Here is a 25,555-nt window from a genome sequence, read left to right as displayed (position 1 = left end):
CATAACTTGCTTCGCAAGTGAGCCTTCTCTGAAACGATCCCATCATGCGGCGCTCCGCATGCTGGGATACGTTTTGGTGTCCGACAGCTTGAGCGTGGCGCTCACGCTGCCCGTGCGGCCGTCCTCGAACTTGACCTGGGTTTCGATGAACTGCTCGGTGCGCCCGGCGTACAGCGCCTCGACCAGCACGCCGTACTTGTCGGCGATGAAGCCGCGGCGGACCTTGTTGGTGCGCGTGAGCTCGCCGTCGTCGGCATCGAGCTCCTTGTGCAGCACCAGGAAGCGGCTGACCTGGCTGCCCGCCAGCAAAGCGTCCGTGGCCAGGTCGGCATTGACCTTCTCCACGCATTCGCGGATCAGCTCGTACACCTCGGGCTTTTGCGCCAGGTCGGTGTAGCCGGCGTAGGGGATGTTGCGGCGCTCGGCCCAGTTGCCCACGGCGTCGAAGTCGATGTTGACCATCACGCACACCTTCTCGCGGCCGTCACCCAGGGCAACGACTTCCTTGATGTGCGGGAAGAACTTGAGCTTGTTCTCCACATACTTGGGCGCGAACATGGCGCCGTCGTTGGCGCCGCCCTTGATGCGGCCCACGTCCTTCACGCGGTCGATGATCTTGAGGTGGCCGTGCGCGTCGAGGAAGCCGGCGTCACTCGTGTGGTACCAGCCGTCGGCCGTGAGCACCTCGGCCGTGGCCGTGGGGTTCTTGTAGTACTCCTTGAGCAGGCCGGCGGACTTGACGAGGATCTCGCCGTTCTCGGCCACCTTGATCTCCACGCCGCGGATGGGCACGCCCACGGTGTCGGCGCGCGCCTGATTGTCGGGTTGCAGGCAGACGAAAACGGCGGTCTCGGTGGAGCCGTAGAGCTGCTTGAGGTTGATGCCGATGGAGCGGTAGAAGGTGAACAGGTCGGGCCCGATGGCTTCGCCCGCCGTGTAGGCCACCCGCACGCGCGAGAAACCCAGGTTGTTGCGCAGCGGGCCATAGACCAGCAGGTTGCCCAGGGCGTATTTGATGCGGTCGAGGCCGCCCACGGGCGCGCCGTCCATGAGGGCCGGGCCCACGCGCTGGGCCACGGCCATGCAGGCCTGGAACATCTTGCGCTTGAGGGTGCCGGCGTCTTCCATGCGGATCATCACGCTGGTGAGCAGGCCTTCGAAGATGCGCGGCGGCGCGAAGTAATAGGTAGGGCCCACTTCCTTGAGGTCGATGGTCACGGTGCTGGCCGACTCGGGGCAGTTGACCACGTAGCCGCAGGCCAGCCACTGCGCGTAGCTGAAGATGTTCTGGCCGATCCAGGCCGGGGGCAGGTAGGCCAGCACCTCTTCGCTGCCGGTGAGCTTGTCGAACTCGGCGCCGGCCGAGGCGCGATCGAGCAAGGTGCTGTGGGTGTGCACCACGCCCTTGGGATTGCCCGTGGTGCCCGAGGTGAAGAACATCGCGGCCACGTCCTCGGGCTGTACCTTGGCGACCTCGTCACGGAACCACTTCGGGTGCTGGGCGGCAAAGGCCTTGCCCGTTTCGATCAGCGCATCCAGTGACGACAGGCCTTCTTCCTGGTAGTTGCGCAGGCCCCGCGGGTCGTCGAAGAAGATGCGGGCGATCTGCGGGCACTGCTCACGGATTTCGAGCAGCTTGTCCACCTGCTCCTGGTCTTCCACCAGGCAAAAGCGCACCTCGGCGTTGTTCAGCGGGAAGATGCACTCGGCGCCCACGGCGTCCTGGTACAGCGGCACTGGAACGGCGCCCAGCGACTGTGCGGCCAGCATGGTGGCGTACAGGCGCGGGCGGTTGGCACCGATCACCACCATGTGCTCATGGCGTTGCAGCCCCGCCTGGTGCAGGCCGGCCGCCACATGCTCCACCAGCGTCGCCAGGTCGGCCCAGCTGTGGGCTTGCCAGATGCCATATTCTTTTTCGCGCAGGGCCGCAGCCGTGGGGCGCTCGGCGGCGTGCTTGAGCAGCAATTGCGGGAACGTGGTCTTCATTCCGGTTCCTAAAAAATGAGGGGATGTCCGCCCGGTGACAGCCGGGAGCGCGGCCTTGTGGCTGCGTGATGGAGGGATGCTAGGGCCGACTTTGACGTCATCTTGTCTTGCCGACGACAATTTACGGGAAACTACCCCTTGGGTGAAACCCTGCCCCCTTGGGGCAGTGGCTTGGCGGCGGCAGCAGGCGGGGTATCTCCGGGCACTTCACCGTGGGGCGGTATCCTCACGGGCATGTACGCCCCGTTCTTCGGTCTTCAGCACCCGCCGTTCTCCATCGCCCCCGACCCGCGCTATCTTTTCATGAGCGAGCGGCACCGGGAGGCCCTGGCCCACCTGCTGTACGGGCTGGATGCCGGGGGCGGCTTCGTCCTGCTCACGGGCGAAGTGGGCGCGGGCAAGACCACGGTGTGCCGGTGCTTCCTGGAGCAGATCCCCGAGCACTGCAACGTGGCCTACATCTTCAACCCCAAGCTCACGGTGGGTGAGTTGTTGCGCTCGATCTGCGACGAGTTCGGCGTGCCGCACAAGGCGGCGGTGCCGGGCCACGAGACCGTGAAGGACTGCATCGACCCGCTCAACGCATCCTTGCTGGCCGCGCATGCCGCCGGGCGCAACAACGTGCTCATCATCGACGAGGCGCAGAACCTCGAAGCCGACGTGCTGGAGCAACTGCGCCTTCTGACCAACCTGGAGACCAGCGAGCGCAAGCTGCTGCAGATCATCCTCATCGGCCAGCCGGAGCTGCGCAGCATGGTGGCGCGACCCTCGCTGGAGCAACTGGCCCAGCGCGTGATTGCGCGCTTTCACCTGGACGCGCTGAGCCCGCAGGAGACACAGCAGTACATCGCGCACCGCCTGGCCGTGGCCGGTCTGCACGGACCGGTGCCGTTCAGCCGGCGCGCCCTCAGGCGCGTGCATGCGCTGTCGCGCGGCATACCGCGGCGCATTAACCTGCTGTGCGACCGGGCGCTGCTGGGGGCCTATGCGGCCGGCATGCGTGAAGTCAGCACGGCCATCGTCGAGCGGGCCGCGCGCGAGGTCTTCGGTGCACCGGTGGCTGCATCGGGGGCTGCCGCAACTCCCAACGCCAAGGGGGGGCTGCCCCGCTGGGCGGTGGCCGGGGTGGGCGTGGTGGCTGGGGCTGCCATCGTGGCTGCCGCCGGCTGGGCCCTGGGCGTGCGTCCCTTGCAGGGCCCACCAGGTGCGGCGGGGCGAGTGGCCACGCCAGCGGCGGCACCGCAGCGCAGTGCGTCCAGCACCGCGTCGACGCCGCCCGCAGCGGCGGCCTCTGCCCCCGCTTTGCCATCTGCTGCCGTGCCGGCGCCAGCGGCCTCTGCGGCATCGGTCGCAGCGGCTCCCGCTGCCCTTTCCGGGCTGCAGCAGTTCCTGCTGGCGCAGGCGTCCAACGACGTATCGGCCTGGCAGGCTCTGGCGTCGGCCTGGGGCGCGACGCTGCCCGATGGCGCGGACGCCTGCACCACGCTGCCGCGCGACGGGCTGCGCTGCTACCGCAACCGCCGTGCGGGGCTGAACCTGATCCGCCAGATCGACCGGCCCGTGCTGCTTACGCTGTTCCCCTCGGAGGAGGGTGACAACGCCGTATCGGCCGTGCTGCGCAGCCTGGATGCGGAGCTGGCCACACTGGAGAGCGGTGGCCGCACGCTGCACGTGCCGCTGGCCGACCTGGCGCAGGTCTGGCGCGGCGACATGGTCACGCTGTGGCGCGCCCCGCCCGGCATGCCCGACAAGGGCGAAATCACCGAGAGCCCGGCGGGGGCAGCCTGGCTCGACGCGCGCCTGGCGTCCAAGGCGGCCGGGGGCCTGGGCCCCAGCAGCCGGCCCATGACGCCGGCACTGCGCCAGTCGCGCATCCACCGGTTCCAGATGGCCCAGGGCGTGACGCCCGATGGCCGCGCTGGCCCCTTGACCCTCATACTGCTCAACCGCGCCACCGGCGTGAAAGAGCCGCGCCTGCGCACCGGAGCCTGATCCCCATGTCCTACATCCTTGATGCGCTGCGGCGCGCAGAAGCCGAGCGGGGCCGGGGCGCCGTGCCGGGCATCCATACGCAGGCCATGCCCGCGACGAGCGCCTCCCCGGGGGCTGACCGGGCCGGTTCTGCCAACCTGCTGGTGATTGGGTCGGCCGTGGTGGCCGTGGCCGCCCTGGCCGCCGGGGGGACCTGGTGGGTCATGCAGCGTGGTGTGCCTGCCAGCGGGGTGGTCGTTGCGTCAACGCCGCAGCCCCCTGTGTCTGTCGCGCCCGTTGCACCACCGGCTACCGCAGTGGCACCACCCGCCATGCCCGCGCCCCCAGCGCCTGTGGCCAGCCCGCCCATCACGCCCGCCAGGGTGGAGCCGCGGCCGGTGGCACCACTGCGCCTGGCTGAGCCGGTGCGTGAGAAGCCGGCCGGGGTGGCTGCGCCTGCACGCCCCCGTGACGCCGAGGTGCAGCGCGAGCCCGCCGCGCGCGCGCAGCCGCCCCTGGCTGCCGCACCCGCCGTGGCGGCGGCGCCTGCTGCCGCACCGCCCAACGGCCCGGTGTTCGCCCAGAACGACCTGCCGCCCTCGGTGCGCGAGCAGTTGCCCGCGCTGCAGGTCACGGGCGCCACCTATTCCAGCAATCCCGCGCACCGCATGGCCATCGTCAACGGCCAGGTGCTGCAGGAGGGCGATCAGGCCGCGCCGGGGCTCAAGCTCGAACGCATCGAGCAGGGCCGTACCGTGTGGTCGTTCCGCGGCTACCGCTACGCCGTCGCGCCGCAGTAGCCCATGGGGTTAACAGAACCTAGCGCAAGAAGCGCCCATCCCGGCCGATCAGGGTGAGTTCGACGAAGCGCGAGGCATTGCGGTCGGGTGTGCTGGCGTTGACCTCGAAGCCGCCCAGATCCCATTTCTTGAGGTTCCAGGTGGCGTCGATGAAGGCTGCGCGCGTCGGGTTGCGGCCGGCGCGCTGCAGGGCCTCGGCGAAGACCCGGGCGTTGAGGTAGCCCTCCAGCGCCAGGTGCGAAGGTTCGGCCGTGGCACCCGAGGCCTTCCAGGCCGCCTGGAATTCGCGCACCACCGGCATCACCACGTTGGAGGGCAGGGGCACCACCTGCGAGATGGCCATGCCGGTGGCGTCGGCGCCGAGCGCCTTCACCGTGGCTGGCGTGCCCATGACCGACAGCGCATACAGCGTCACGCCGCGCTTGAGTGCGCGAAAGGCCTTCACGAACTCCAGCGTGGGCTTGCCCGCCAGGCCGATGACGATGGCTTCCAGGTCGGAGCCCGCCAGCTTGGAGGCCGCAGCACCGGCGTCCGAGGCATTGTTCTCCACCGTCACGGTGACGGCGGCGGGCAGCTTGAGCCGGCCCATGGACTGCTGGGCTGCCGTGAACACCTCTTTGCCGAAGGCGTTGTTCTGGTAGACCATGCCGATGCGCTGGATGCCGATGGTGGACAGGTGCTGCACCAGCTTCTCGGCCTCGTCGGCATAGCTGGCGCGGATGTTGAACACGCTGCGTGCGTTCTTCGTGCGCGTGAGCTGGGCGCCTGTGAACGGGGCGAAGAAGGGCACGCCGCTGTCCACCACCTTGGGCAGCATGGCCTCGATCATGGGCGTGCCCATGCAGTTGAAAAGGGCGAAGGTGCCCGAGTCGGCCAGGAACTTTTCCACATTGGCCAGGGCCTTGGGGACCTCGTAGGCGTCGTCCAGCGTGGTCAGCTCGACGGCGCGGCCGTGTACGCCACCCTTGGCGTTGATGCCGGCAAAAGCCGCCTTGGCGCCCTGGTGCATGGCCGATCCCAGGTCTCCGAGCGGTCCGGTGAGGGCGGTGGACTGGCCGATCCGGATCGCCCCCTCCTGTGCCGTGGCGCTGCTGCCCCAGTGCGCCAGCGGCAGGGCGATGGCGCTGGCCAGCAAAGTGCGCCGCTGCAAGCGCGGGCTCGGGGTGTGGGTGCTGCCTGTGGTCATGGTGATGGTGTCTCCTTGGGGTCGTGGCCGCGCGTGAAAATGCCTGGCAGGCGGCCATCATCCGCAGGCGATTGGCGCAGATCTATCGTTGCGGCGACAATTCGCATCGTGGTATTCCCGCACGCACTCCGCCAGCCTTGCTTCCCACATCGCGCTCCATGAACCAGGATCTGTCACTGCACCAGCGCCGGCGCCTGCCCACAGAGGCCGAGCTGGCCAACATTCCGTGGCTGAGGCCGCTGCAGCCCGCCGAGCGCGAACGCGCCGAGGCGGCCCTGCTGGTGGGCGATGCCGCGCCGGGGGACTATGTGTGCCGCGTGGGCCGGCCTGTGACCTACTGGTTCGGTGTGGTGGAGGGGCTGCTGAAAATGAGCAGCGACAACGCGCAGGGCCAGACCATGACCTACACCGGCGTACCGCCTGGTGGCTGGTTCGGCGAGGGCACGGCCATGAAGCGCGAGCCCTACCGCTACAACATCCAGGCGCTGCGCAAGAGCATCGTGGCCGGGCTGCCGATCGACACCTTCCACTGGCTGCTGGACCATTCCATTGGCTTCAACCGCTTCGTGATGAACCAGCTCAACGAGCGGCTGGGCCAGTTCATCGCTGCGCGCGAGATCGACCGGCTGAACAACCCCGACGTGCGCGTGGCGCGCAGCCTGGCCTCGCTGTTCAACCCGGTGCTGTACCCCGGGGTGGGCGAGGTGCTGCGCATCACGCAGCAGGAGCTGGCCTATCTCGTGGGTTTGTCGCGCCAGCGCGTGAACGAGGCGCTGGCGGCGCTGGAAGTGGAGGGCGCCATCCGCGTGGAATACGGCGGCCTGCGGGTGCTGGACCTGGCGGCGCTGCAGTCCAGCATCTTCCAGCGGCTGGCGGAGCCGCGGGCCGCAGCTGCCGACGCGCCGTAGCGGGTTCGGTCAGCCGCGCGGCAGCGCGCGCACGCTCGCCGCGCGTTGAGCCAGTGGGGTGGGCGTGGGCCCGGTGACGGCTGCCATGGCCTCGGGGCCGCCCTGCCATTCGCGATCGTCGGTGCCGTTGCGGCTCAGGCGGAAGGTGTGCACCATCTGCGTCAGGCGGCTGGCCTGTTCCTTGAGGCTGTCGGCGGCGGCAGCGCCTTCCTCCACCAGCGCGGCGTTCTGCTGCGTCATCTCTTCGAGCGCGCCCACCGAGTGGCTGACCTCGCCGATGCGCTGGCTCTGCTCCTGCGTGGCGGCGGTGATCTCGCCCATGATGTCGGACACGCGGCGCACGGACATCACCAGCTCCTCGATGGTCTTGCCCGCATGGTTCACCAGGGTGCTGCCCTCCTGCACATGCTCGACGCTGGCGCCGATCAGCGTCTTGATTTCCTTGGCGGCCTGGGCGGCGCGACCAGCCAGGCTGCGCACCTCGCTGGCCACCACGGCAAAACCGCGGCCCTGTTCGCCGGCACGCGCGGCCTCCACTGCGGCGTTGAGGGCCAGGATGTTGGTCTGGAAGGCGATGCCGTCGATCACGCTGGTGATGTCGGCGATCTTGCGCGAACTGCCGCTGATGGTGTCCATGGTGCGCACCACCTGCGAGACCACTTCACCGCCGCGCGTGGCTGCGGCCGACGCCGAGGAGGCGAGCTGGTTGGCCTGGCGTGCGGCGTCGGCGCTTTGCGAGACGGTGCCCGTCAGGTCGGCCAGGGCATTCGCGGCGCCCTGCAGGTTGTGCGAAGTCTGCTCGGTGCGGTGGCTCAGGTCGAGGTTGCCCGAGGCGACTTCGGAGCTGGCTACGAGGATGGATTCTGCCGTTCCGCCGATGTCACCCACCAGGCTGCGCAAGCGGTCCTGCATGGCGGCGATGGCTTCAAGCAGGCGGCCGGTCTCGTCGTGGATGCGCACTTCCACCTGCGATGTGAGGTCGCCGCGTGCAATGCGCTCGGCCACCACCACCGCACGACCGATGGGTGCGGTGATGCTGGTCGTGATGCGCCATGCGATGAGGGCGCCCAGGCCGATGGCCAGCAGCACCAGCGCGCCACCCGTCCAGCGCGCCCGGCTCTGCGTGACCTCGGCCGATGCGGTGGCCTGGCTGTTCAGGGTGTTCTGCAGTTCGATCAGCTCGGCCAGCTTGCCGCGCCAGGCGGTTTCCAGCGGCGCGACCTTGGTCATGAGGTTCAGCGTGGCGCTCACGGTGTCGCCATCGTCGGCGGCCTTCATCGCGGCGTCCAGCTCGGGGCGGCTCTTGCGGCCGAACTCCTGTACCTCGCCCAGCAGCTTGCGCTCGGCATCGGTGGTGCCTTCGGCCTTGAACAGGTCCGACAGGCTGGCCTCCTGGCGCGCATAGCCCTGCACGGATTTTTCAGCGTTCTTGATCTGGTCGCGGGCCTGCTTGGGATCGATCTCGTTGAGCATGGCGGCAGAGCGGCTCTGGATGCCGATGGCGCTCACGCTGTCCAGCATTTCGTTGACCAGCCGGGTCTTGGTGGCACCGGTGCCGGTGACCTGCTGCAGATGCTCGTGCAGTTTTCCCACCGAGAGCTGGCCCACGGCGGCCACCGCCATCAGCAAGACCAGCAGGCAACCGAAGCCCAGGCCCAGGCGGCTGGAGATCGACAGGGATTTGATAGGCGAGGCGGCCGGCATGGAGGTCCTTGGCGGTTGAATGCAATGGGTTAACACGAAGCAATAACGGTGCCCAGGCAGGCAGGGGGCTTGTCACTATCGTGGCGCAGGGTGGGCATACACAGTGTAGGGACAAATGTCACAAAGTGTTATGAGGCTTGAGGATGGCCCCATGCGCAGCGCGCATGGCCACTGTTACATATTAGGTGCCTGCCCGGGGCATGGGTGCAGGCCAGGGGGAACCCTTGGGTGGTTGCCGATTCGCACGCCATCAAAAGCCCCCCTGTTACATATTGCGCATGGAGCGGGCGCTATCGTTTTTGACGGGAGTGCCACCACAGGATGTTCACTCTAGTGCAACATGGCGAAGCCCTATCGGGTATAAACCCGTTACAGTTTCAGCAAAGGTCTTCCATGAGCCGCTTCCGCACTTCCCGCCCTCTGCGCGGTGTCCTGGCCACGATGGTGTTGCTGGGTCTGGCCGCATGTACCAGTGGCCCGATGCCTGACGCCTCGGAGCGCCGTGAACGCCTTGTGGCCGTGACGGCAGACCACGAACTCATCGTGTTCGATGCACGCCGGCCCGACGCCGTGCTGGAGCGCCGGCGCGTGACGGGCCTGGCCTCTGGCGAGCGGCTGGTCGGGGTGGACTTCCGCGTGGCCAAGGGTGTGCTCTATGCTCTTTCGCAAGCGGGGCGCCTGTACACGCTCGACATCTCTTCCGGGGCGCTGACGGCGGTGGGCTCCGCGCCGGCCGCACTGGCGCTCACGGGTGGGTCTTTCGGTGTCGATTTCAATCCGGCGGCGGACCGAATTCGCGTGGTGTCGTCCTCCGGGCTGAACCTGCGGCTGCATCCGGACACCGGCGCCGTGGTCGATGGCGACCCCGCCCAGCCGGGCGTGCAGCCCGACCCCGTGCTGCACTACGCGCCTGGTGATGTGAATGTTGGCCGCGTGCCCGACGTGGTGGCCGCCGGCTACACCTACAACCCGCAGGACAGCAAGATCACCACCAACTACGCCGTCGACCGTGCCCGGGGCGCGCTGGTGATGCAAGGCTCGCGCGAGGGCGCCACCCCGGTCGTCTCGCCCAACAGCGGCCAGTTGCGCACCGTGGGCCCGCTGGGCCTGGGGCCGCTGTCCGATGCCTCCTTCGACATCTCCGACGTGGGCAACGTGGCCCTGCTGGCCACTCGCACTTCCGGCGATCCGCGCTCGCGCCTGTACAAGGTCGATCTGGAGACCGGCCGTGCCGTATCGCTGGGCGTGATCGGCAGTGGGGCCCCTCTGGCGGGCATGGCGATAGAGCCATGAGTTCGCGGCCCGTCCTGGCGCAACGGCTGCTGGCGCACTGGTGTGTGCTGGCGGGCTGTGTGGCGGCCATGGCGGGCGTGGCGCAGGCTTCCTCGGTGCAGGTGGAGGTGCTGGACACGGCGGGAAAGCCTCTGGCCGATGCCATCGTGTTCCTGGAATCTGCCGACGCGCGGCGTCTGACCAAGCCCTTGCCCGGTGTGGAGATGGCACAGGAAAAGCGCCAGTTCGTACCGTCTGTGATGGTGGTGCCGGTGGGCAGTGAGGTGTTGTTTCCCAATCGCGATACGGTTCGGCACCACGTTTACTCCTTTTCGCCGACCAAGAAGTTCGAACTCAAGCTGTATACCGGAACCCCTTCCAAGCCTGTTCTGTTCGACCAGGCGGGCGTCGTGCTGCTCGGCTGCAATATCCACGACCAGATGATCGGCTGGATCCTGGTGGTGGACACGCCCTACTTCGCCAAGAGCCCCTCTGGCACGGGCAAGGCCCTGCTCGACAACGTGGCGCCCGGTGCCTACAAGCTGCGCACCTGGCATGCGCGCCTGCCGGTGGGTGCGGCCGCGCTGGAGCAGGCGATCACCGTGCCGGCCACGGGCATGGCCACGGCCTCGGTGCGCATGGCGGGACTGCAGCCTTGAACCTGTCCCTGTTGCGGCGCAGCCTCATCCTGAAGCTGGTGGGCATTTCGCTGCTATTGCTGCTCATCGTGCAGGCGGCGGGCTTTGCCGTGGTGCGTGCCAGCATCGAGCGCAATGCGCGCAGCCAGATCGCCCGCGCCCTGGATACCGACGAGAACGTCTGGCGGCGCCTGCTGGACCAGAACGCGGACAAGCTGCGCCAGGGCTCGGCCCTGCTGGCGGCCGACTATGGCTTTCGCTCGGCCATCAATTCGGACGATGCGGAGACCATCCAGTCGGTGCTGGAGAACCACGGCAGCCGCATCGGCGCGGCCGTGACGGCACTGTTGGGCACCGACCTGGAGCTGCGTGCGGCCAGCCTGTCGGACGACATGCTGGATTTTCCCTCCACGCTGCGCCAGGTGGTGCCCCCGCTCGCGGCCCAGCCGCAGGGCAGCCAGGTGGCCGTGATGGCCGGCGTGCCCTACCAGTTCGTGATGGTGCCGATGCGTGCGCCGGTGGTCATCGGCTGGGTGCTGATGGGTTTCCCCATCGGGCAGCCACTTGCCGAGGAAATGCGCCAGCTGCTATCGGTGCAGGTGGCCGTGGTGGTCAGGGGGGTGGATGGCAGTGTGTCGGTGCCCGTGACCACGCTGTCGGCGCCCGCGCTGGCGGGGCTGCAACACCAGGGCCTGCCGCTGGCCGAGCTCAAGACCGCTGAAGGCACGCTGCTGGTGCGCGAGGCTCCCCTGGGCAACGCGGGCAATGAGGTGAAAACACTGCTGCTGCGGTCGGTGGACGAGGTGGTCGCCCCCTACCAGCAATTGCAGGTGCTGCTGGCCATCATCACCGTGGCCGGCGTGCTGCTGTTTGCGGCGGGCACCGGTCTGGTGGCGCAGCGCCTGGCCACGCCCCTGCGCTCCCTGCTGGCCGCCACGCAGCGCCTGTCGCGCGGCGAATACGGAGTGCCGCTGGGGCACACCGACCGCCAGGACGAGATTGGCAACCTGGCCCGTTCCTTTGACCGCATGCGCCTGGACATCGGCAGCCAGCAGGCCGAGATCCTGCGCCTTGCCTATTGGGACCGGCTCACGGGTTTGCCCAACCGCGAGCGCTTTCGCGAGGCCGTGGTGCACGCCATTGCCTCACAGCAGGAAGACTTGGTGCAGCCCTTGACGGTGCTCACGCTCGACCTGGACCGCTTCAAGCACGTTAACGACGTACTCGGCTATGCCTTCGGCGACCGCCTGCTGCAGGCGGTGGCCGAGCGCCTGCAAATGCAGTTGCCTGGTGAAGGCGACATGGTGGCCCGGCTTGGCGGCAACGAGTTCGCCCTGCTGTTGCTGCGCACGGATGCCCAGGAGGCCTACGCGCTCGCCCAGCGCATCAACCAGTCGTTCGAGCAGGCGCTGGCCTTCGAGGACCAGACCGTGGATTTGAGCGCCGGCATGGGGTTTGCCTGCTGGCCGGCCGATGCCGACGATGCCGACACGCTGCTCAGCCGCTCCGAGATCGCGATGTATGCCGCCAAGCGCAAGCTCAGCGGTGCGCTGCGCTACGACGCCTCGTTCGACTCGGCCAGCACACAGACCCTGTCGCTGCTGACCGAGCTGCGCCGCGCCGTGGAGCACAACGAGCTGCGCCTGTACCTGCAGCCCAAGGTGCCGCTGCACGGCCAGGCGGGCCTGGCGGCCGAGGCTCTGGTGCGCTGGCAACACCCGCAGCGCGGCCTGGTGCCGCCGATGGACTTCATCCCGTTTGCCGAGCAGACGGGCTTCGTGCGCCAGCTCACACTGTGGATTTTCGAGGAGGTGGCGCGCCTGCTGGCCGACCCGCGCACGGCGGACATGCCGCTGCGCATATCGGTCAACCTCTCCACGCGCGACCTGCTGGACCCGGAGCTCAGCACGCGCCTGGCCACCATCCTTGCACGCCATGGCGTGCAGGCCAGCGCCTTCTGCCTGGAGATCACCGAGAGCGCGATCATGGACGACCCCCAGCGCGCCGAAGCGATGCTCAACCGGCTGTCCGAGCAGGGCTTCAAGCTGTCCATCGACGATTTCGGCACGGGGTATTCGTCGCTGGCCTACCTCAAGCGCCTGCCGGTGGACGAGCTCAAGATCGACAAGTCCTTCGTGATGGGCATGGAGTCCGGCGAGGACGATGCGATGATCGTGCGTTCCACCATCGACCTGGCCCACAACTTGGGCCTCACCGTGGTGGCCGAGGGGGTGGAGACCCTGGCCATCCTGAACCGGCTGCGCGCCCTGTCCTGCGACGAGGCTCAGGGCTACCACATCTGCCGCCCACTGGAGGCCCAGGACTTTCTGGCCTGGCAGTCCCGCCAGATCGCCAACGCCACCACCCCATAGCGGCTGCGGGGCCTTCATTTGGTGCCCGCTTTGCAAGCTTGCCCGCCCAAATGCCTGCGCAGAGGTGAAAATACGGGCAATGCCTTCTTCCCGTCCTCCTGCCGCCCCAGCCGCCGAGCCTGGTGACCAGCTGCCCCGGCGCGCCGTGTTGCGCCGACCCGCCGCGCCGCCTGCTGCTTCTTCGTCACCCGCTGCGGCCACGTCCCGCGCCCCTGCGCCTGGCGCTGCCCGTGGCAATGCGCGGCCCGATGCGCGCCCGCCATCCCGCCCTGCCGCTGCAGCGCCCTCGGCACGCGGCAACGTGTGGCGAGCAGAGCCCGCGCCGCCGGCCGCCCCGCGTGGAGCCGCCTCTGCCAGTGGTGCCCGGCCGTCCGCCCCTGCTGCTCCCGTGCGCCCGGCGGTACCGGTCAAGGCCACCGCAGCTGCTGCAGGCACCTCGCGCCTGAACAAGCGCATGGCCGAGCTGGGCCTGTGCTCGCGCCGCGAGGCCGACGACTGGATCGCCCAGGGCTGGGTCAAGGTCAACGGCGAGGTGGCGCCCATGGGCCTGCAGGTGCTGCCGGCCGACCACATCGAGGTCGACAAGAAGGCCCAGGGCCAGCAGGAGCAACAGGTCACCATCCTGCTGCACAAGCCCATGGGCTACGTGAGCGGGCAGGCCGAGGACGGCCACACGCCTGCCGTGGCGCTGATCAACCCGCGCACCCACTGGCGCGACGACCCGGGCCGCATGCGTTTTTCGCCGCCGCAGCTGCGCGGCCTGGCGCCCGCTGGCCGGCTGGACATCGACTCCGTGGGGCTGCTGGTGCTCACGCAGGACGGGCGCGTGGCGCGCCAGCTGATCGGTGAGGATTCCACCGTGGACAAGGAGTACCTGGTGCGCGTGCAGTACGGAGACGTGGCGCTCGACGTGCAGGCGGCGTTTCCGCCCGCGCAACTGGCGCGCCTGTGCCATGGGCTGGAGCTTGATGGCCAGCCACTCAAGCAGGCCCGGGTGGAATGGCAGAACCCCGAGCAGCTGCGCTTCGTGCTCACCGAGGGCAAGAAGCGCCAGATCCGCCGCATGTGCGAGCAGGTGGGCCTCAAGGTGGTGGGGCTCAAGCGCATCCGCATCGGGCGGGTGACGCTGGGCAACCTGCCCGTGGGGCAATGGCGCTACCTGTTGCCGCACGAGCAATTCTGAGTCCCGCGCGGCTCCAGCCATTTTTCATTGACCGGAGCCAGCCATGCCATCCAAACCCTCCCCCGCGCGTGCCTTGCGCCAGCTGCGTCCCTCCGACCTGCGTGGGGTGGCCCGCCTGGCCACCCAGGCCACGGCCAGCATCAGCCGCGTGGCTGAAGGGGTGCACCAATCGGTGCTGGGCAGCATGGGCCTGCCGGGCGGCCCCGAACCGGGTCGTGCGCGCGGCCTCACCGGCATGGTCTATGAGGGTGTGCGTGGCGTCACGCGCCTCGTGGATGCCGGCCTGCAGGCCGCCTTGTTCCGGCTGGAGCCGTTCATTGCCACGCCCGGGGATGCGCAGGACGTGCCGCGCGAGCGCCAGGCCGTGCTGGCCGCGCTCAATGGCGTGATGGGTGACCGCCTGGCGGAGGACGGCAACCCGCTGGCCACCTGCATGGGCTTTTACCAGCAGGGCCGGCCGCTGGACCCGGCAGCCCTGGCGGCGACGGGCACGGCATCGGGCCACCTGCTGGTGCTGGTGCATGGCCTGTGCATGAACGACCTGCAGTGGGAGCACGAGGGCTATGACCATGGCGCCCACCTGGCGCAGGCGCTGAGCTGCACGCCCGTGTACCTGCGCTACAACACGGGGCTGCACACATCCACCAATGGTGCCGAGCTGGCGCGCCAGCTGCAGACCCTGGTGGCCGCCTGGCCGGTGCCGGTCACGCAACTGAGCATGGTGGGCCACAGCATGGGCGGGCTGGTGGCGCGCAGCGCCTGCCAGCAGGCCGAGCAGGCGGGTCTGCCCTGGCGCGGCCTGCTGCGCCACCTGGTGTGCCTGGGCACGCCACACCATGGCGCGCCGCTGGAGCGTGCCGGCCACTGGGTGGATGCGCTGCTGGGCAGCACCCCGTACTCGCGCCCATTCGCCCGCCTGGCCCAGTTGCGCAGCGGCGGCATCACCGATCTGCGCCATGGCCATGTGCTGGATGCCGATTGGCAGGGGCGCGACCGTTTCCGCAAGAGCCCGGATGTGCGCACCCATCTGCCATTGCCTGAGGGGGTCTTGTGCTGTACCGTTGCCGCAACGCTGGCAGCCCAGCGCAGCCCGGTGGCCGAGCGGCTGGTGGGCGACGGCCTGGTGCCGTTGCACAGTGCCCTGGGCTGGCATGATGACCCTGCGAGGCGCCTGGCGTTTGCCGCAGCACAGCAGTGCGTGGTACACCGGGTGGGCCACCTGCAATTGCTGGGCGACGCCCGCGTGGCCCGGCAGCTGGCACTCTGGCTGGCACCGGCAGGCTGAGCCTGGATGCCGGCTGTCGCCTTTATTTGCGCCCGCCCGCCAACCGGGGCGCGTGCATTGCTACCATCGTGCCATTCGCGCCGCATGTAACAAGGAGAAACCCGTGAGCGACACCAAATACCGCCTCGTGACCCGCAGCGACTTTGACGGCCTGGTGTGTGCCGTGCTGCTCAACGAGCTGGACCTGATCGACGAAATCACTTTCGTGCACCCCAAGGACATGCAGGACGGCAAGGTACCCATCACCGCGCGTGACATCACCACCAACCTGCCCTATGTGCCCGGTGCACACCTGGTGTTTGACCACCATGAATCCGAAACCGTCCGCAATTCGGGGCGGCGCGATAGCAACCACATCATCGAGGCGCATGCGCCCTCGGCGGCGCGCGTGGTCTACAACCACTATGGTGGCAAAGCAGCCTTCCCGCGCGTCACCGACGAGATGATGGCGGCGGTGGACCAGGCCGACTCTGCCCAGTATTCGCGTGAGGACATCCTGAACCCCGAGGGCTGGGTGCTGCTCAACTACCTCATGGATTCGCGCACCGGCCTGGGCCGTTTCCGTGAGTTCCGCATCAGCAACTACGCGCTGATGATGGACCTCATCCAATACTGCCGCGACCACACCATCGAAGAGATCCTGGCGCTGCCCGATGTGCAGGAGCGCGTGGCGCTCTACCGCGAGCACGCGCCCAAGGCCAAGGATCAACTGCTGCGCTGCGCCATCAAGATCAGCAACCTGGTGGTGCTGGACCTGCGCGACGAGGAGACCATCTGGGCGACCAACCGCTTCATGATCTACGCGCTGTTCCCCACGGCCAACATCTCCATCCACATGATGTGGGGGCTGCAAAAGCAGAACACGGTGCTGGCCACCGGAAAATCCATCCTGGACCGCAGCAGCCAGACCCATGTGGGCAACCTCATGCTGGAGTTCGGCGGTGGCGGCCACGCCGCCGCAGGCACCTGCCAGGTGGCCAATGACAAGGCCGACCACATCCTGCAGGCGCTGATACAGCGCATCACGCTCGACCGCTAAGTTGGCCTGGCGAGGGGGGGGCTGGATGCCGGCCTCCCCACGCCCCTTCGGTCAGTCTTCGCCGAACAGAACCCGGTACAGGGCGGCGCCCAGCAGTGCGCCGGCCAGGGGGGCGGCCCAGAAGACCCACAGCTCCGACAGCGCGTAGCCCGGGCCGAACAGGGCCGGGCCGGTGCTGCGCGCCGGATTGACCGAGGTGTTGGTCACCGGGATCGAGATCAGGTGGATCAGCGTCAGGCACAGGCCGATGGCCAGCCCGCCCACCCCTTCGGCCGCCCGGCGCGAGGTGGCGCCCAGGATCACGATGAGGAACACGGCCGTGAGCACCACTTCGGTCACCACGGCCGCCATCAGGCCGTAGCCGCCCGGGGAATGGTCGCCATAGCCGTTGGTGGCAAATCCGCCGATGTCGGCCCCGGGCTTGCCGGTCGCGATCAGGTAGAGCGCGCCTGCCGCCACGATGGCGCCCAGCACCTGGGCGGCGATGTAGCCTGGCAGCTCGGCCGCCTTGAACCGGCCCCCGATGACCAGGCCGACCGATACCGCCGGGTTGAAATGCCCGCCGGAGATGGGCCCCAGTGCATAGGCGCCCGTGAGCACCGTGAGGCCGAACGCCAGGGAAACGCCCAGAAAGCCGATGCCCAGCTGGGGAAACGCGGCGGCCAGCACGGCGCTGCCGCAGCCGCCGAAGGTGAGCCAGAAAGTACCGAGAAACTCGGCAGACCATTTTTGCAGGGAGGTGGGCATGGGAGATTCCAAAGGCACGGCTGGCGGCACCCCGCCGCAGCACGGGTGCATCTTATGGCGGCAAAATAGGCAATACCAGCGCCAATGGCCCGCCAATTGTCAACAATGCGCGGTAAGCTCGCCGCCGGGCTGCGCTGGCCGGCGGGCATCCGCGCAGCACCGGCCTTGAAATCGGCCGATACGCCCCGAGCTGAGCACCCGCGAACGTCCTTTGCACGCCGGCCTCTGGCGTGCCGACGGCGCTCCCAGAGACTGTACGAAAGCAACTCCAAGACACCATGAGCAATAAACAAACCCTGTCTTTCCAGGCCGAAGTCGCCCAGCTCCTGCACCTGGTCACCCACTCGCTGTACTCCAACCAGGAAATCTTCCTGCGCGAGTTGATCTCCAACGCCTCGGACGCCTGCGACAAGCTGCGCTTCGAGTCCCTGAACAACAATGCCCTGTACGAAGACGCGCCCAACCTCGAAGTGCGGGTGTCCTTCGACCAGGCCGCCAAGACGCTGACCATCACCGACAACGGCATCGGCATGACGGCGCAGGAAGCCATCGACCACCTGGGCACCATCGCCAAGAGCGGCACCAAGGACTTCATGGGCAAGCTCTCGGGCGACCAGAAGGCCGATGCGCAGCTCATCGGCCAGTTCGGCGTGGGCTTTTACTCCGGCTTCATCGTCGCTGACAAGATCACTGTGGAATCGCGCCGTGCCGGCGTGCCTGCCGAAGAAGGTGTGCGCTGGACCAGCGGCGGCACCGGCGACTTCGAGGTGGAGGCCATCACCCGTGCCGAGCGCGGCACCAGCATCATCCTGCACCTGCGCGACGATGCCGAGGAATACCTCAACGCCTGGAAGCTCAAGTCCGTCATCGCCAAATATTCGGACCACATCAGCCTGCCCATCCTGATGGAAAAGGAAGAGTGGAAGGACGGCGAGCTGATCAACCCTGCGGACGAGAGCGGTGGACGCCAGCCCGGCGGCATGGCCAAGACCGGCGAGTGGGAAACCATCAACAAGGCCAGCGCCCTGTGGACGCGCCCCAAGAAGGACATCTCTGAAGAGCAGTACCAGGAGTTCTACAAGGCCATCAGCCACGACCACGAGGCCCCGCTGACCTGGGCGCACAACCGCGTGGAAGGCAACACCGAGTACACGCAGCTGTTGTACATCCCCGCCAAGGCGCCGTTCGACCTGTGGAACCGCGACAAGAAGGCCGGCGTGAAGCTCTACGTCAAGCGCGTGTTCATCATGGACGACGCCGAAGCGCTGATGCCCACCTACCTGCGCTTCGTCAAGGGCGTGATCGACTCGGCCGACCTGCCCCTGAACGTGAGCCGCGAGCTGCTGCAGGAAAGCCGCGACGTGCGTGCCATCCGCGAAGGCTCGACCAAGCGCGTGCTCTCCATGCTCGAAGACCTGGCCAAGCACGACAAGCATGAAGCGACGGCCGGTGCCGGCGGTGTGACCGACGTGGTCGATGCCGACGACAAGGCCAAGGAGGGCAAGTACACGGCCTTCTACGCCGAGTTCGGCTCGGTGCTCAAGGAAGGTCTGGGCGAGGATTTTGGCAACCGCGAGCGCCTGGCCAAGCTGCTGCGCTTTGCCAGCACCACCAGCGACACCGCCAGCGTCAGCTTTGCCGACTACAAGGCACGCATGAAGGACGGCCAGGAGGCCATCTACTACATCACCGCCGACACCCTGGCCGCAGCCAAGAACAGCCCGCAGCTCGAAGTCTTCAAGAAGAAGGGCATCGAAGTGCTGCTGATGACCGACCGCGTGGACGAGTGGGCGCTGAACTACCTCAACGAGTTCGATGGCACCCCGCTGCAGAGCGTGGCCAAGGGCGCGGTGGACCTGGGTTCTCTGCAGGACGAGGCCGAGAAGAAGGCCGCCGAAGAGGCCGCCGAGGCCTTCAAGCCCCTGCTGGCCAAGCTCAAGGAGGCCCTGAAGGACAAGGCCGAGGACGTGCGCGTGACCACGCGCCTGGTCGACTCACCGGCCTGCCTGGTGGTCCAGGACGATGGCATGAGCACCCAACTGGCACGCATGCTCAAGCAGGCCGGCCAGCAGGCACCCGAGTCCAAGCCCGTGCTGGAGGTGAATGCCGAGCATGCCCTGGTCAAGAAGCTCGAAGGCAGCGTGCATTTTCATGACCTGGCGCACATCCTGTTCGACCAGGCCCTGCTGGCCGAGGGAGGCCTGCCTGCCGACCCAGCAGCCTACGTCAAGCGCGTGAACGCTTTGCTGGTGTGATGCCTGCGCGTGCAGCTGCCCCGGGCGGCTGCACCGACAGGAGTCCGGGCGCCTTGGAGAGTGGCGTCGTCGTCACTCTTCCTTTGCTTTTGCCATGATGCGGGCGTGGACGGCGTCGCGCTCGGTCGGCGCCGCATCGATCAACTGCTTGAGCAAGCCGTCGGGCAGTTCGGTGTACTGGCGGCGGTCGTTCTTGACCGGCACATTGCGCCAGCCCGACAGCACCATCCAGCTCCACAGGTCGCGCGAGATGGGCTCGGTGACGGTCATCTTGACGTCGCCACGGATGATGGCGATCCCCACTGCGGGCACGCTGCCCACGGGGGCCGGCTTGCGTTGCTGGCGGATCGAGAGAAGGTTGCGGAACAGGTCTTTCATGGGACTGGCCAGTGTGCAATAGCAAAGATGGCTTCAAGCATATACGAGGCCCGCTCGGGCCCCAAGCGCCAATGGTCCTTTCCCCAGCCGGAAGACGGGCTGCATTCCCAGCGCCTGCGCCCGGATCTGGCCCTGCCTCGCCCTGCGCGCTGCGCCTTCTTCAGGCGCTCAGTGGCTCCTCGCCCATGGCCTCGCACTGCTCGATCAGCATGTCCACCTGGCCGCGCCAGTAGTCGCTGCTGCCGAACCAGGGGAAGGTGGCCGGGAAGATCGGGTCCTCCCAGCGCCGCGCCAGCCAGGCGCTGTAGTGGATCAGGCGCAGCGTGCGCAGCGGCTCGATCAGGGCCAGCTCGCGCCGGTCGAAGCTGCGGAACTGCTCATAGCCGTCGATCAGGGCGCTGAGCTGCTGCGTGCGCTGGCGCCGGTCGCCGGACAACAGCATCCACAGGTCCTGCACCGCCGGGCCCATGCGTGCGTCGTCCAGGTCCACGAAGTGCGGACCACCACCGGGCAGATCGGTCGGCGTCCAGAGGATGTTGCCGGGGTGGCAGTCGCCGTGCAGGCGGATGGCCCTGGCATCCTTCAGGCTGCTGGCCGCCACCAGGGCGAGCGCCTTGTCGCACTGCTCGCGCCAGGCCGATTGCATGTCCAGCGGAATCATGTCGTGGCCCAGCAGCCAGTCGCGCGATGCCGTGCCAAAGCCCTGCAGGTCCAGCGCCGGCCGGTGCGCGAAGGGCTGGGCGGCGCCCACGGTGTGGATGCGCGCGAGAAAGCGGCCGATCCATTCGAGCACGTCGAAATCGTCGAGCTCGGGACCACGCCCGCCGCGCCAGGGGCTCACGGAAAAGGCAAAGCCGTCGTGGGCATGCAGCGTGCTGCCGTTCAGCAGCATTGGGCCCACGGCCGGCACCTCGGCCGCCATGAGTTCGGCGGCGAAGGCGTGCTCTTCGAGGATCTGTGCCTCGCTCCAGCGGCCGGGGCGGTAGAACTTGGCCACCACGCGCTGGCCGTCTTCGAGCGAAACCTGGTAGACACGGTTCTCATACGACGACAGGGCCATGAGCCGGCCATCTCCGTACAGGCCCACGCTGGCCAGTGCATCGAGCACCTGGTCCGGCGTCAGGCGCGCGTAGGGGTGCAGATCGGAGGCGCTGGGGGCGGCGGCGGTGTCGGTCGGGGGCAGTCGGTTCATGCCCCATTGTCCCCCGCGCTGGAGCCCCGCCGATCAGGAGGGCTGAAGGCTGGCCATGTGGCCGCTGCGGGGGTCGCCCCCACCCGCCAGAACGGTGGCAAAAAGCGCCTGTGCGGCGTCGGGGCCCTGGTGCTGCTGCACCTGCAGCCAGGGGGTCGGCGGCGCCTGCACGGCTGCGGCAAAGGCCTGCCAGGCAGCCACGAGCCGCTCATTGAGTACCTGCGCACCCCAGTCGTCGCGGCGCTTCTTGATCTGTGCGGGGGCAAAGAACATGGTGGGGCGCGGGCCGGGCAACTGGCCGGCGCCGCCCAGGTCGTTCACATGGCTGGCGCCCACGGCGCAGCTGTAGGCCAGCGCGGTAAAGCGCTGATGGATGGCCTCGCGCACGGCCACGCTGCCGGCAAAGTCGATGTAGATGCAGGGCGTGGCGGCGTCGATCTGCTCCAGTGCGCCGTAGGCCACCACCCGGTCGTAGCAGCCCAGGCTTTCGCAGAAGGCCACGTTGCCGGGCGAGGTCAGGCCGATCACCTCCAGGCCGCCCCGCTGAGCGAGCTGGAAGGCGGTGCCGTAGGCCGTCTTGCTGGACGCGCTGGACAGCAGCAGGCGCTTGGCCCTGAAGAACTGCTGGTCGGCCATGAAGTCGTCTATCAGCCAGGAGGTGATGAACAGCGGGCGCAGCAGCGCCTGGATGTCCTCGGTGCCGGGCGTGTAGAAGGGGTCGGTGCTGGTGCGCACGTACTGGTTGTACACCGCGTGCAGGCTGGCACGGTGGGCTGCGCCGTCGTAAAAGCCTGCCGGGGTCAGCCGTGCGGGCGTGAGCACGGCGTGGGTGGACATGGGCCAGTAGCCGTAGAGCCGCTCGCCCACCGCCACGCCAGGGTGCAGGGACTGGACCACGTCGCCGAAGCCCCACACGGGCACGATGCCCCAGCCCGTCTCGTCCGATGGAAAGAACTGCCAATAATTGAGCATGCCGCCCAGTGCGGCATAGGTGATGTTGTTGGCCGTGAGCGCAAAGCGCTCGACGCGCACGCGCACCTGGCCATCGGCCAGCGGAACATCCTGGGTGGTGCGCAGGGCGGTGTGGGACAGGGCATCCTGGCGTACGAGGAGGGTGGTGGTGTTCATGGCAGCACGCTAAACGAATCTGTCGGTGCGTTCAAGCAGGCATCGGCGCATGCGCGACACGCGGGTGTGCCGCACCATGGAAAAAAGGCCCGCCGGCAGTGCCGGTGGGCCTTTGTCAGGGCAGCTGCTGTGCGCCTCAGGCGTTGCGGGCCTTGGGTTTGTCCAGTGTCAGCACCAGCGCCAGGGCGATCAGCGCGGGCAGGGCCTGGGTGAAGAAGATCTTGGGCACTGCGGTGGCACCGCCGTAGACCCCGGCCACGATCACGCAGGCCAGAAAGAAGATCTTGAACACCCGGTTGTTGGTGGCGAGGCCGAAGATGAGGCCCGCCGCCAGAAACCCGTTGTACAGGCCCTGGTTGGCGGCCAGCGTCACGGTGGCGTCGGCCAGCTCCTGGGTCAGGTTGAAGGTCTTCAGCCCCAGCGGCTTGTTCCAGAAGAACATCTCCAGCACCAGGATGTACACATGCTCGATGGCCACCAGGGCCACCGCGATGCGGGGGATCAGCAGCCGGCCCACCGATTACACCAGCGTGATGGTCACGTCGATGTTGCCGCGCGTGGCGTTGGAGTAGGGGCAGACCTGGTGGGCTGCGTCCACCAGCTTCTGGGCCGTGGCGGGGTCCAGGCCGGGCAGGCTGATCTTCAGGCGGGCGGCGATGCCGTAGGCGTTCGGGATGGGGCCCAGGTCGACTTCGGCGTCGATGGACACGTCCTGGGGCACGGGGATGCCGATCTTGCCGCCGACAGCCTTCATGGCGCCGATGAAGCAGGCGGCATAGCCCGAGGCGAACAGCTGCTCGGGGTTGGTGCCGGTGCCCGACGTGCCAGGCGAGGACAGCTTGACATCCAGCCGGCCGTCATCGGTCTTGGCGGCGCCGTCACGGCCACCGGTCACGTGGGCCTTGGCGGTGTAGAGGACTTTTTCGAGTTGCGTCATGGTGTCTTCCTTTGGGGTGAATGTCCTGAAAACGGACGGGGTGGGAACGAACGGTGAAGAAAAAATCAGCGCGCCGGGTTGATCCGGTCGCGAAAAGTCCTGAGCTGCCCGGTCAGGGCGGTCAGCTCGGGCAGGGTGCACTGGCTGCTTTCGAGCACGCAGGGCGGAATGGCCTCTGCCTTGTCGCGCAGCGCCCGGCCCGGGGCCGTGAGGCTGATGCGCACGCGGCGCTCGTCCTGCGCATCGCGGATGCGGGCAATCAGGCCCGAGGTTTCCAGGCGCTTGAGCAAAGGGGTGAGCGTGCCCGAGTCGAGGAACAGGCGCTCGCCCAGTTCGGAGACAGTCACGCCGTCCTGCTCCCAAAGCACCAGCATCACCAGATACTGGGGATAGGTCAGGCCCACGGTTTCGAGCAGAGGCTTGTACAGCTTGGTCATTGCCAGCGAGGCGGAATACAGCGCGAAGCACACCTGGTTGTCCAGGCGCAGCAGGGCTGGGCTGGGGGTGTGGGTGGAGGGGTCGCTGCGTGCCATGGGATGAATTGTGCCGTGGAATTGAATTGTGTGCAATTGAATTGTGTAATCTTTTGTTGTTGGATTGGTCTTGTGGCGCAGTGCAGCCAGTTTCAGTTGAAGCTGTTATTCACGCACGGCGCAGGTGCGCGCGCAAGGCCATGGTGGCAACCATCCGTGACAGGCCCATTGCCGGATTGGCCTTCAGCGACCCGAGAAGCGGGCAGGGCGGCGCTCGACGAAGGCGCGCACGCCCTCCGCTGCATCCTCGCTGTTGGCCAACTGCTTCTGCACCGGGATGAAATCGGCCACCGCGGCCGCCTGGCCCTGCTCGATGGCCTTGAGCACGTTGAGCCGGGTGGCCACCACCGCCATCGGGGCCTGGGCCTCGATGCGTTGGGCAATGGCCAGGGCTTCGTCGAGCACCTGGGCTGCTGGCACCACCTTCTGTACGAAGTTCAGGCGCAGCGCCTCGGCGCTGCCGAACTCGTCGGCGGTCAGCAGGTGCAGCAGGGCATTGCCGGTGCCGGCGCGCTCGGCCATGCGCAGCGTGGCGCCGCCCGTGGCCATGATGCCGCGCTGCACTTCCATCTGCGAGAAGCGGCAATCATCCGCCGCGACCACGATGTCGGCGCCCAGCATGAGCTCAATGCCCACCGTGAAGCAGATGCCCTTGACCGCCACCACCATGGGTTTGGTGCGGCGCCGGTAGCCGGGCAGGCCGTAGTCGTGGGGCTCCACCATGCCTTCGGGAATAGCCTTTTCGCCGCGCTGCATATAGGCGCTCACGGCCGGCAGGTCCAGGCCCGCCGTGAAGTGGTCGCCAAAGGCATGCAGCACGCCCACGCGCAGGGCGGGGTCGTCGTCCAGCCGGGTATAGGCCTCGGCCAGCTGGCAGAACATGGGTGGCGTCCAGCCGTTGCGCTTGGCCGGCCGGTTGATGCCGATCAGCAGCACGTGGCCGAGCACCTGGGTATCGATGCAGCCTTCGGCTGGGGGCGTGGTGGGGGTGATGCTGGTCATGGGCGCGGATGTCTCCTTGCCCATGATTGAAAACCCGATGCAATGGTTGCGCCGTCGCCGCGGGGACAGCGCGCCCGGGACCGTCAGTAGGTATAGACGCCCTGGCCCGCCTTGCGGCCCAGGCGGCCGGCGGCCACCATTTCCTTGAGCAGCGGGCAGGGGCGGTACTTGCTGTCGCCGAACTCGGTGAGGTAGACGTCCATCACGGCCAGGCACACGTCCAGGCCGATCATGTCGGCCAGCGCCAGCGGGCCGATGGGCTGGTTGCAGCCGAGCTTCATGCCGGCGTCGATGTCCTCGGGCGTGGCCAGGCCTTCGGCCAGCACGAAGAAGGCCTCGTTGATCATGGGCACCAGGATGCGGTTGACGACAAAGCCGGGCGCGTTCTTCACGGTGATGGGGCTCTTGCCCAGGGCTTCGGCCAGCGCCTTCACGGCGTCGTGCGTGGCATCGCTGGTCTGCAGGCCGCGGATGATCTCTACCAGCGCCATCATGGGCACGGGGTTGAAGAAGTGCATGCCGATGAAGCGGTCGGCACGCGAGGTGGCTGCGGCCAGCTTGGTGATGGAGATCGACGAGGTGTTCGACGCGATCAGCACCTCGGGCGCCACCAGCGCATCAACCTGCTTCAAGATCTTGAGCTTGAGCTCGTAGTTCTCGGTGGCGGCCTCGATCACCAACTGGGCTGCCTTGAGGTCCTCGTAGCTGGTGGAGACCTTGATGCGCGCGAGTGCTGCATCCTTGTCGGCCGCCGTGATCTTTTCCTTTTTGATCAGGCGGTCCAGGCTGCCCGACACCGTGGCCAGGCCTTTTTGCACTGCCGCATCGGAGATGTCCACCATCACCACGTCAATGCCCGAGACCGCGCAGGCCTGCGCAATACCGTTGCCCATGGTGCCCGCGCCGATGATGCCAACCGTTTGAATCGTCATATAGAGAGCTCTCTTCAAAGTGAAACAGACGGGCAGCATGGTAAGCCGAATCGCACGCCCGTTCGGTTATGGTCTGTCGGGTCCCGGCGCGGCAAAGGCTTTGC

The 25,555-nt window shown here is 67.7% G+C and carries 22 protein-coding genes; 10 read left to right on the top strand and 12 right to left on the bottom strand.

The features are described 5' to 3' along the window. Positions 1 to 42 precede the first annotated feature (42 nt). Positions 43 to 1,989: a long-chain fatty acid--CoA ligase gene (locus tag QYL93_RS10490; RefSeq protein WP_305743607.1), complete on the bottom strand. Its 1,947-nt coding sequence runs from the start codon at positions 1,987 to 1,989 to the stop codon at positions 43 to 45. A 234-nt stretch (positions 1,990 to 2,223) separates the two neighbouring features. On the opposite strand from QYL93_RS10490, the gene QYL93_RS10485 reads away from it, so the two are divergent. After that, positions 2,224 to 3,981 carry an ExeA family protein gene (locus QYL93_RS10485; RefSeq protein WP_305743606.1) on the top strand — a complete coding sequence of 586 codons (1,758 nt, stop codon included), beginning with the start codon at positions 2,224 to 2,226 and terminating at the stop codon, positions 3,979 to 3,981. 5 nt (positions 3,982 to 3,986) lie between these two features. Then, positions 3,987 to 4,760: a general secretion pathway protein GspB gene (locus tag QYL93_RS10480; protein WP_305743605.1), complete on the top strand. Its 774-nt coding sequence runs from the start codon at positions 3,987 to 3,989 to the stop codon at positions 4,758 to 4,760. 19 nt (positions 4,761 to 4,779) lie between these two features. Here the strand turns inward: QYL93_RS10480 and QYL93_RS10475 are convergent, their stop codons facing one another. Beyond that, positions 4,780 to 5,946: an ABC transporter substrate-binding protein gene (locus tag QYL93_RS10475; protein WP_305743604.1), complete on the bottom strand. Its 1,167-nt coding sequence runs from the start codon at positions 5,944 to 5,946 to the stop codon at positions 4,780 to 4,782. Between the two features lie 158 nt (positions 5,947 to 6,104). On the opposite strand from QYL93_RS10475, the gene QYL93_RS10470 reads away from it, so the two are divergent. Beyond that, positions 6,105 to 6,854: a Crp/Fnr family transcriptional regulator gene (locus QYL93_RS10470; RefSeq protein ID WP_305743603.1), complete on the top strand. Its 750-nt coding sequence runs from the start codon at positions 6,105 to 6,107 to the stop codon at positions 6,852 to 6,854. Positions 6,855 to 6,863: 9 nt separating this feature from the next. Here QYL93_RS10470 and QYL93_RS10465 read toward each other — a convergent pair whose 3' ends face one another. After that, the gene (locus QYL93_RS10465) at positions 6,864 to 8,558 is read right to left on the bottom strand and encodes a methyl-accepting chemotaxis protein (protein ID WP_305743602.1); all 1,695 of its coding nucleotides are present in this window, start codon (positions 8,556 to 8,558) and stop codon (positions 6,864 to 6,866) included. A gap of 393 nt (positions 8,559 to 8,951) precedes the next feature. Between QYL93_RS10465 and QYL93_RS10460 the strand changes: the two genes are divergently transcribed. The 6 genes from QYL93_RS10460 (at position 8,952) to QYL93_RS10435 (ending at position 16,347) form a co-directional block, all read left to right on the top strand. Next, positions 8,952 to 9,851 carry a DUF4394 domain-containing protein gene (locus QYL93_RS10460; protein WP_370876958.1) on the top strand — a complete coding sequence of 300 codons (900 nt, stop codon included), beginning with the start codon at positions 8,952 to 8,954 and terminating at the stop codon, positions 9,849 to 9,851. After that, the gene (locus QYL93_RS10455) at positions 9,848 to 10,489 is read left to right on the top strand and encodes a methylamine utilization protein (protein WP_305743600.1); all 642 of its coding nucleotides are present in this window, start codon (positions 9,848 to 9,850) and stop codon (positions 10,487 to 10,489) included. Before QYL93_RS10460 ends, QYL93_RS10455 begins: the two co-directional genes overlap by 4 nt. Further along, complete coding sequence (locus tag QYL93_RS10450) at positions 10,486 to 12,840, top strand: bifunctional diguanylate cyclase/phosphodiesterase (protein ID WP_305743599.1); 2,355 nt, start codon at positions 10,486 to 10,488, stop codon at positions 12,838 to 12,840. The genes QYL93_RS10455 and QYL93_RS10450 overlap by 4 nt, the downstream gene beginning before the upstream one ends. A 79-nt stretch (positions 12,841 to 12,919) precedes the next feature. Next, positions 12,920 to 14,023 (top strand): pseudouridine synthase, encoded by a 1,104-nt coding sequence (locus QYL93_RS10445; RefSeq protein WP_370876957.1) that lies wholly within the window; start codon positions 12,920 to 12,922, stop codon positions 14,021 to 14,023. Between the two features lie 43 nt (positions 14,024 to 14,066). Then, positions 14,067 to 15,308, top strand: a complete 1,242-nt coding sequence (locus QYL93_RS10440; RefSeq protein ID WP_305743598.1) for a triacylglycerol lipase — start codon at positions 14,067 to 14,069, stop codon at positions 15,306 to 15,308. Between the two features lie 103 nt (positions 15,309 to 15,411). After that, complete coding sequence (locus tag QYL93_RS10435; protein ID WP_305743597.1) at positions 15,412 to 16,347, top strand: exopolyphosphatase; 936 nt, start codon at positions 15,412 to 15,414, stop codon at positions 16,345 to 16,347. Positions 16,348 to 16,398: 51 nt separating this feature from the next. On the opposite strand, the gene aqpZ is transcribed toward QYL93_RS10435, so the two are convergent. Then, positions 16,399 to 17,094 carry an aquaporin Z gene (gene aqpZ, locus QYL93_RS10430; protein WP_305743596.1) on the bottom strand — a complete coding sequence of 232 codons (696 nt, stop codon included), beginning with the start codon at positions 17,092 to 17,094 and terminating at the stop codon, positions 16,399 to 16,401. 278 nt (positions 17,095 to 17,372) lie between these two features. Here aqpZ and htpG point away from each other — a divergent pair, with 278 nt between their 5' ends. Beyond that, positions 17,373 to 19,349, top strand: coding sequence for a molecular chaperone HtpG (gene htpG, locus QYL93_RS10425; RefSeq protein ID WP_305743595.1), 1,977 nt, complete (start codon positions 17,373 to 17,375; stop codon positions 19,347 to 19,349). Between the two features lie 72 nt (positions 19,350 to 19,421). Here the strand turns inward: htpG and QYL93_RS10420 are convergent, their stop codons facing one another. The 8 genes from QYL93_RS10420 to QYL93_RS10385 form a co-directional block, all read right to left on the bottom strand. After that, complete coding sequence (locus QYL93_RS10420) at positions 19,422 to 19,727, bottom strand: hypothetical protein (RefSeq protein WP_057199903.1); 306 nt, start codon at positions 19,725 to 19,727, stop codon at positions 19,422 to 19,424. A gap of 160 nt (positions 19,728 to 19,887) precedes the next feature. Then, positions 19,888 to 20,919 carry a serine/threonine protein kinase gene (locus QYL93_RS10415; protein ID WP_305743594.1) on the bottom strand — a complete coding sequence of 344 codons (1,032 nt, stop codon included), beginning with the start codon at positions 20,917 to 20,919 and terminating at the stop codon, positions 19,888 to 19,890. 33 nt (positions 20,920 to 20,952) lie between these two features. Further along, positions 20,953 to 22,047, bottom strand: a complete 1,095-nt coding sequence (locus tag QYL93_RS10410) for a DUF2855 family protein (RefSeq protein ID WP_305743593.1) — start codon at positions 22,045 to 22,047, stop codon at positions 20,953 to 20,955. A 136-nt stretch (positions 22,048 to 22,183) separates the two neighbouring features. Further along, on the bottom strand, positions 22,184 to 22,564 hold the full coding sequence (locus QYL93_RS10405) for a DUF1304 domain-containing protein (protein ID WP_179682288.1): 381 nt from the start codon (positions 22,562 to 22,564) through the stop codon (positions 22,184 to 22,186). A gap of 3 nt (positions 22,565 to 22,567) precedes the next feature. Next, positions 22,568 to 22,984: an organic hydroperoxide resistance protein gene (locus QYL93_RS10400; protein WP_057199906.1), complete on the bottom strand. Its 417-nt coding sequence runs from the start codon at positions 22,982 to 22,984 to the stop codon at positions 22,568 to 22,570. 65 nt (positions 22,985 to 23,049) lie between these two features. Beyond that, on the bottom strand, positions 23,050 to 23,517 hold the full coding sequence (locus tag QYL93_RS10395) for a MarR family winged helix-turn-helix transcriptional regulator (RefSeq protein WP_305743592.1): 468 nt from the start codon (positions 23,515 to 23,517) through the stop codon (positions 23,050 to 23,052). Between the two features lie 183 nt (positions 23,518 to 23,700). Beyond that, positions 23,701 to 24,519, bottom strand: a complete 819-nt coding sequence (locus QYL93_RS10390; protein ID WP_305743591.1) for a crotonase/enoyl-CoA hydratase family protein — start codon at positions 24,517 to 24,519, stop codon at positions 23,701 to 23,703. A gap of 83 nt (positions 24,520 to 24,602) precedes the next feature. Then, complete coding sequence (locus QYL93_RS10385) at positions 24,603 to 25,451, bottom strand: 3-hydroxybutyryl-CoA dehydrogenase (RefSeq protein ID WP_305743590.1); 849 nt, start codon at positions 25,449 to 25,451, stop codon at positions 24,603 to 24,605. Positions 25,452 to 25,555 lie beyond the last annotated feature (104 nt).

This window comes from Acidovorax sp. A1169 (assembly GCF_030704685.1).
GTDB lineage: Bacteria > Pseudomonadota > Gammaproteobacteria > Burkholderiales > Burkholderiaceae_C > Acidovorax.
The sequence above is the reverse complement of the archived record's forward strand: the minus strand, read 5'-3'. Positions and strand labels throughout refer to the sequence as shown.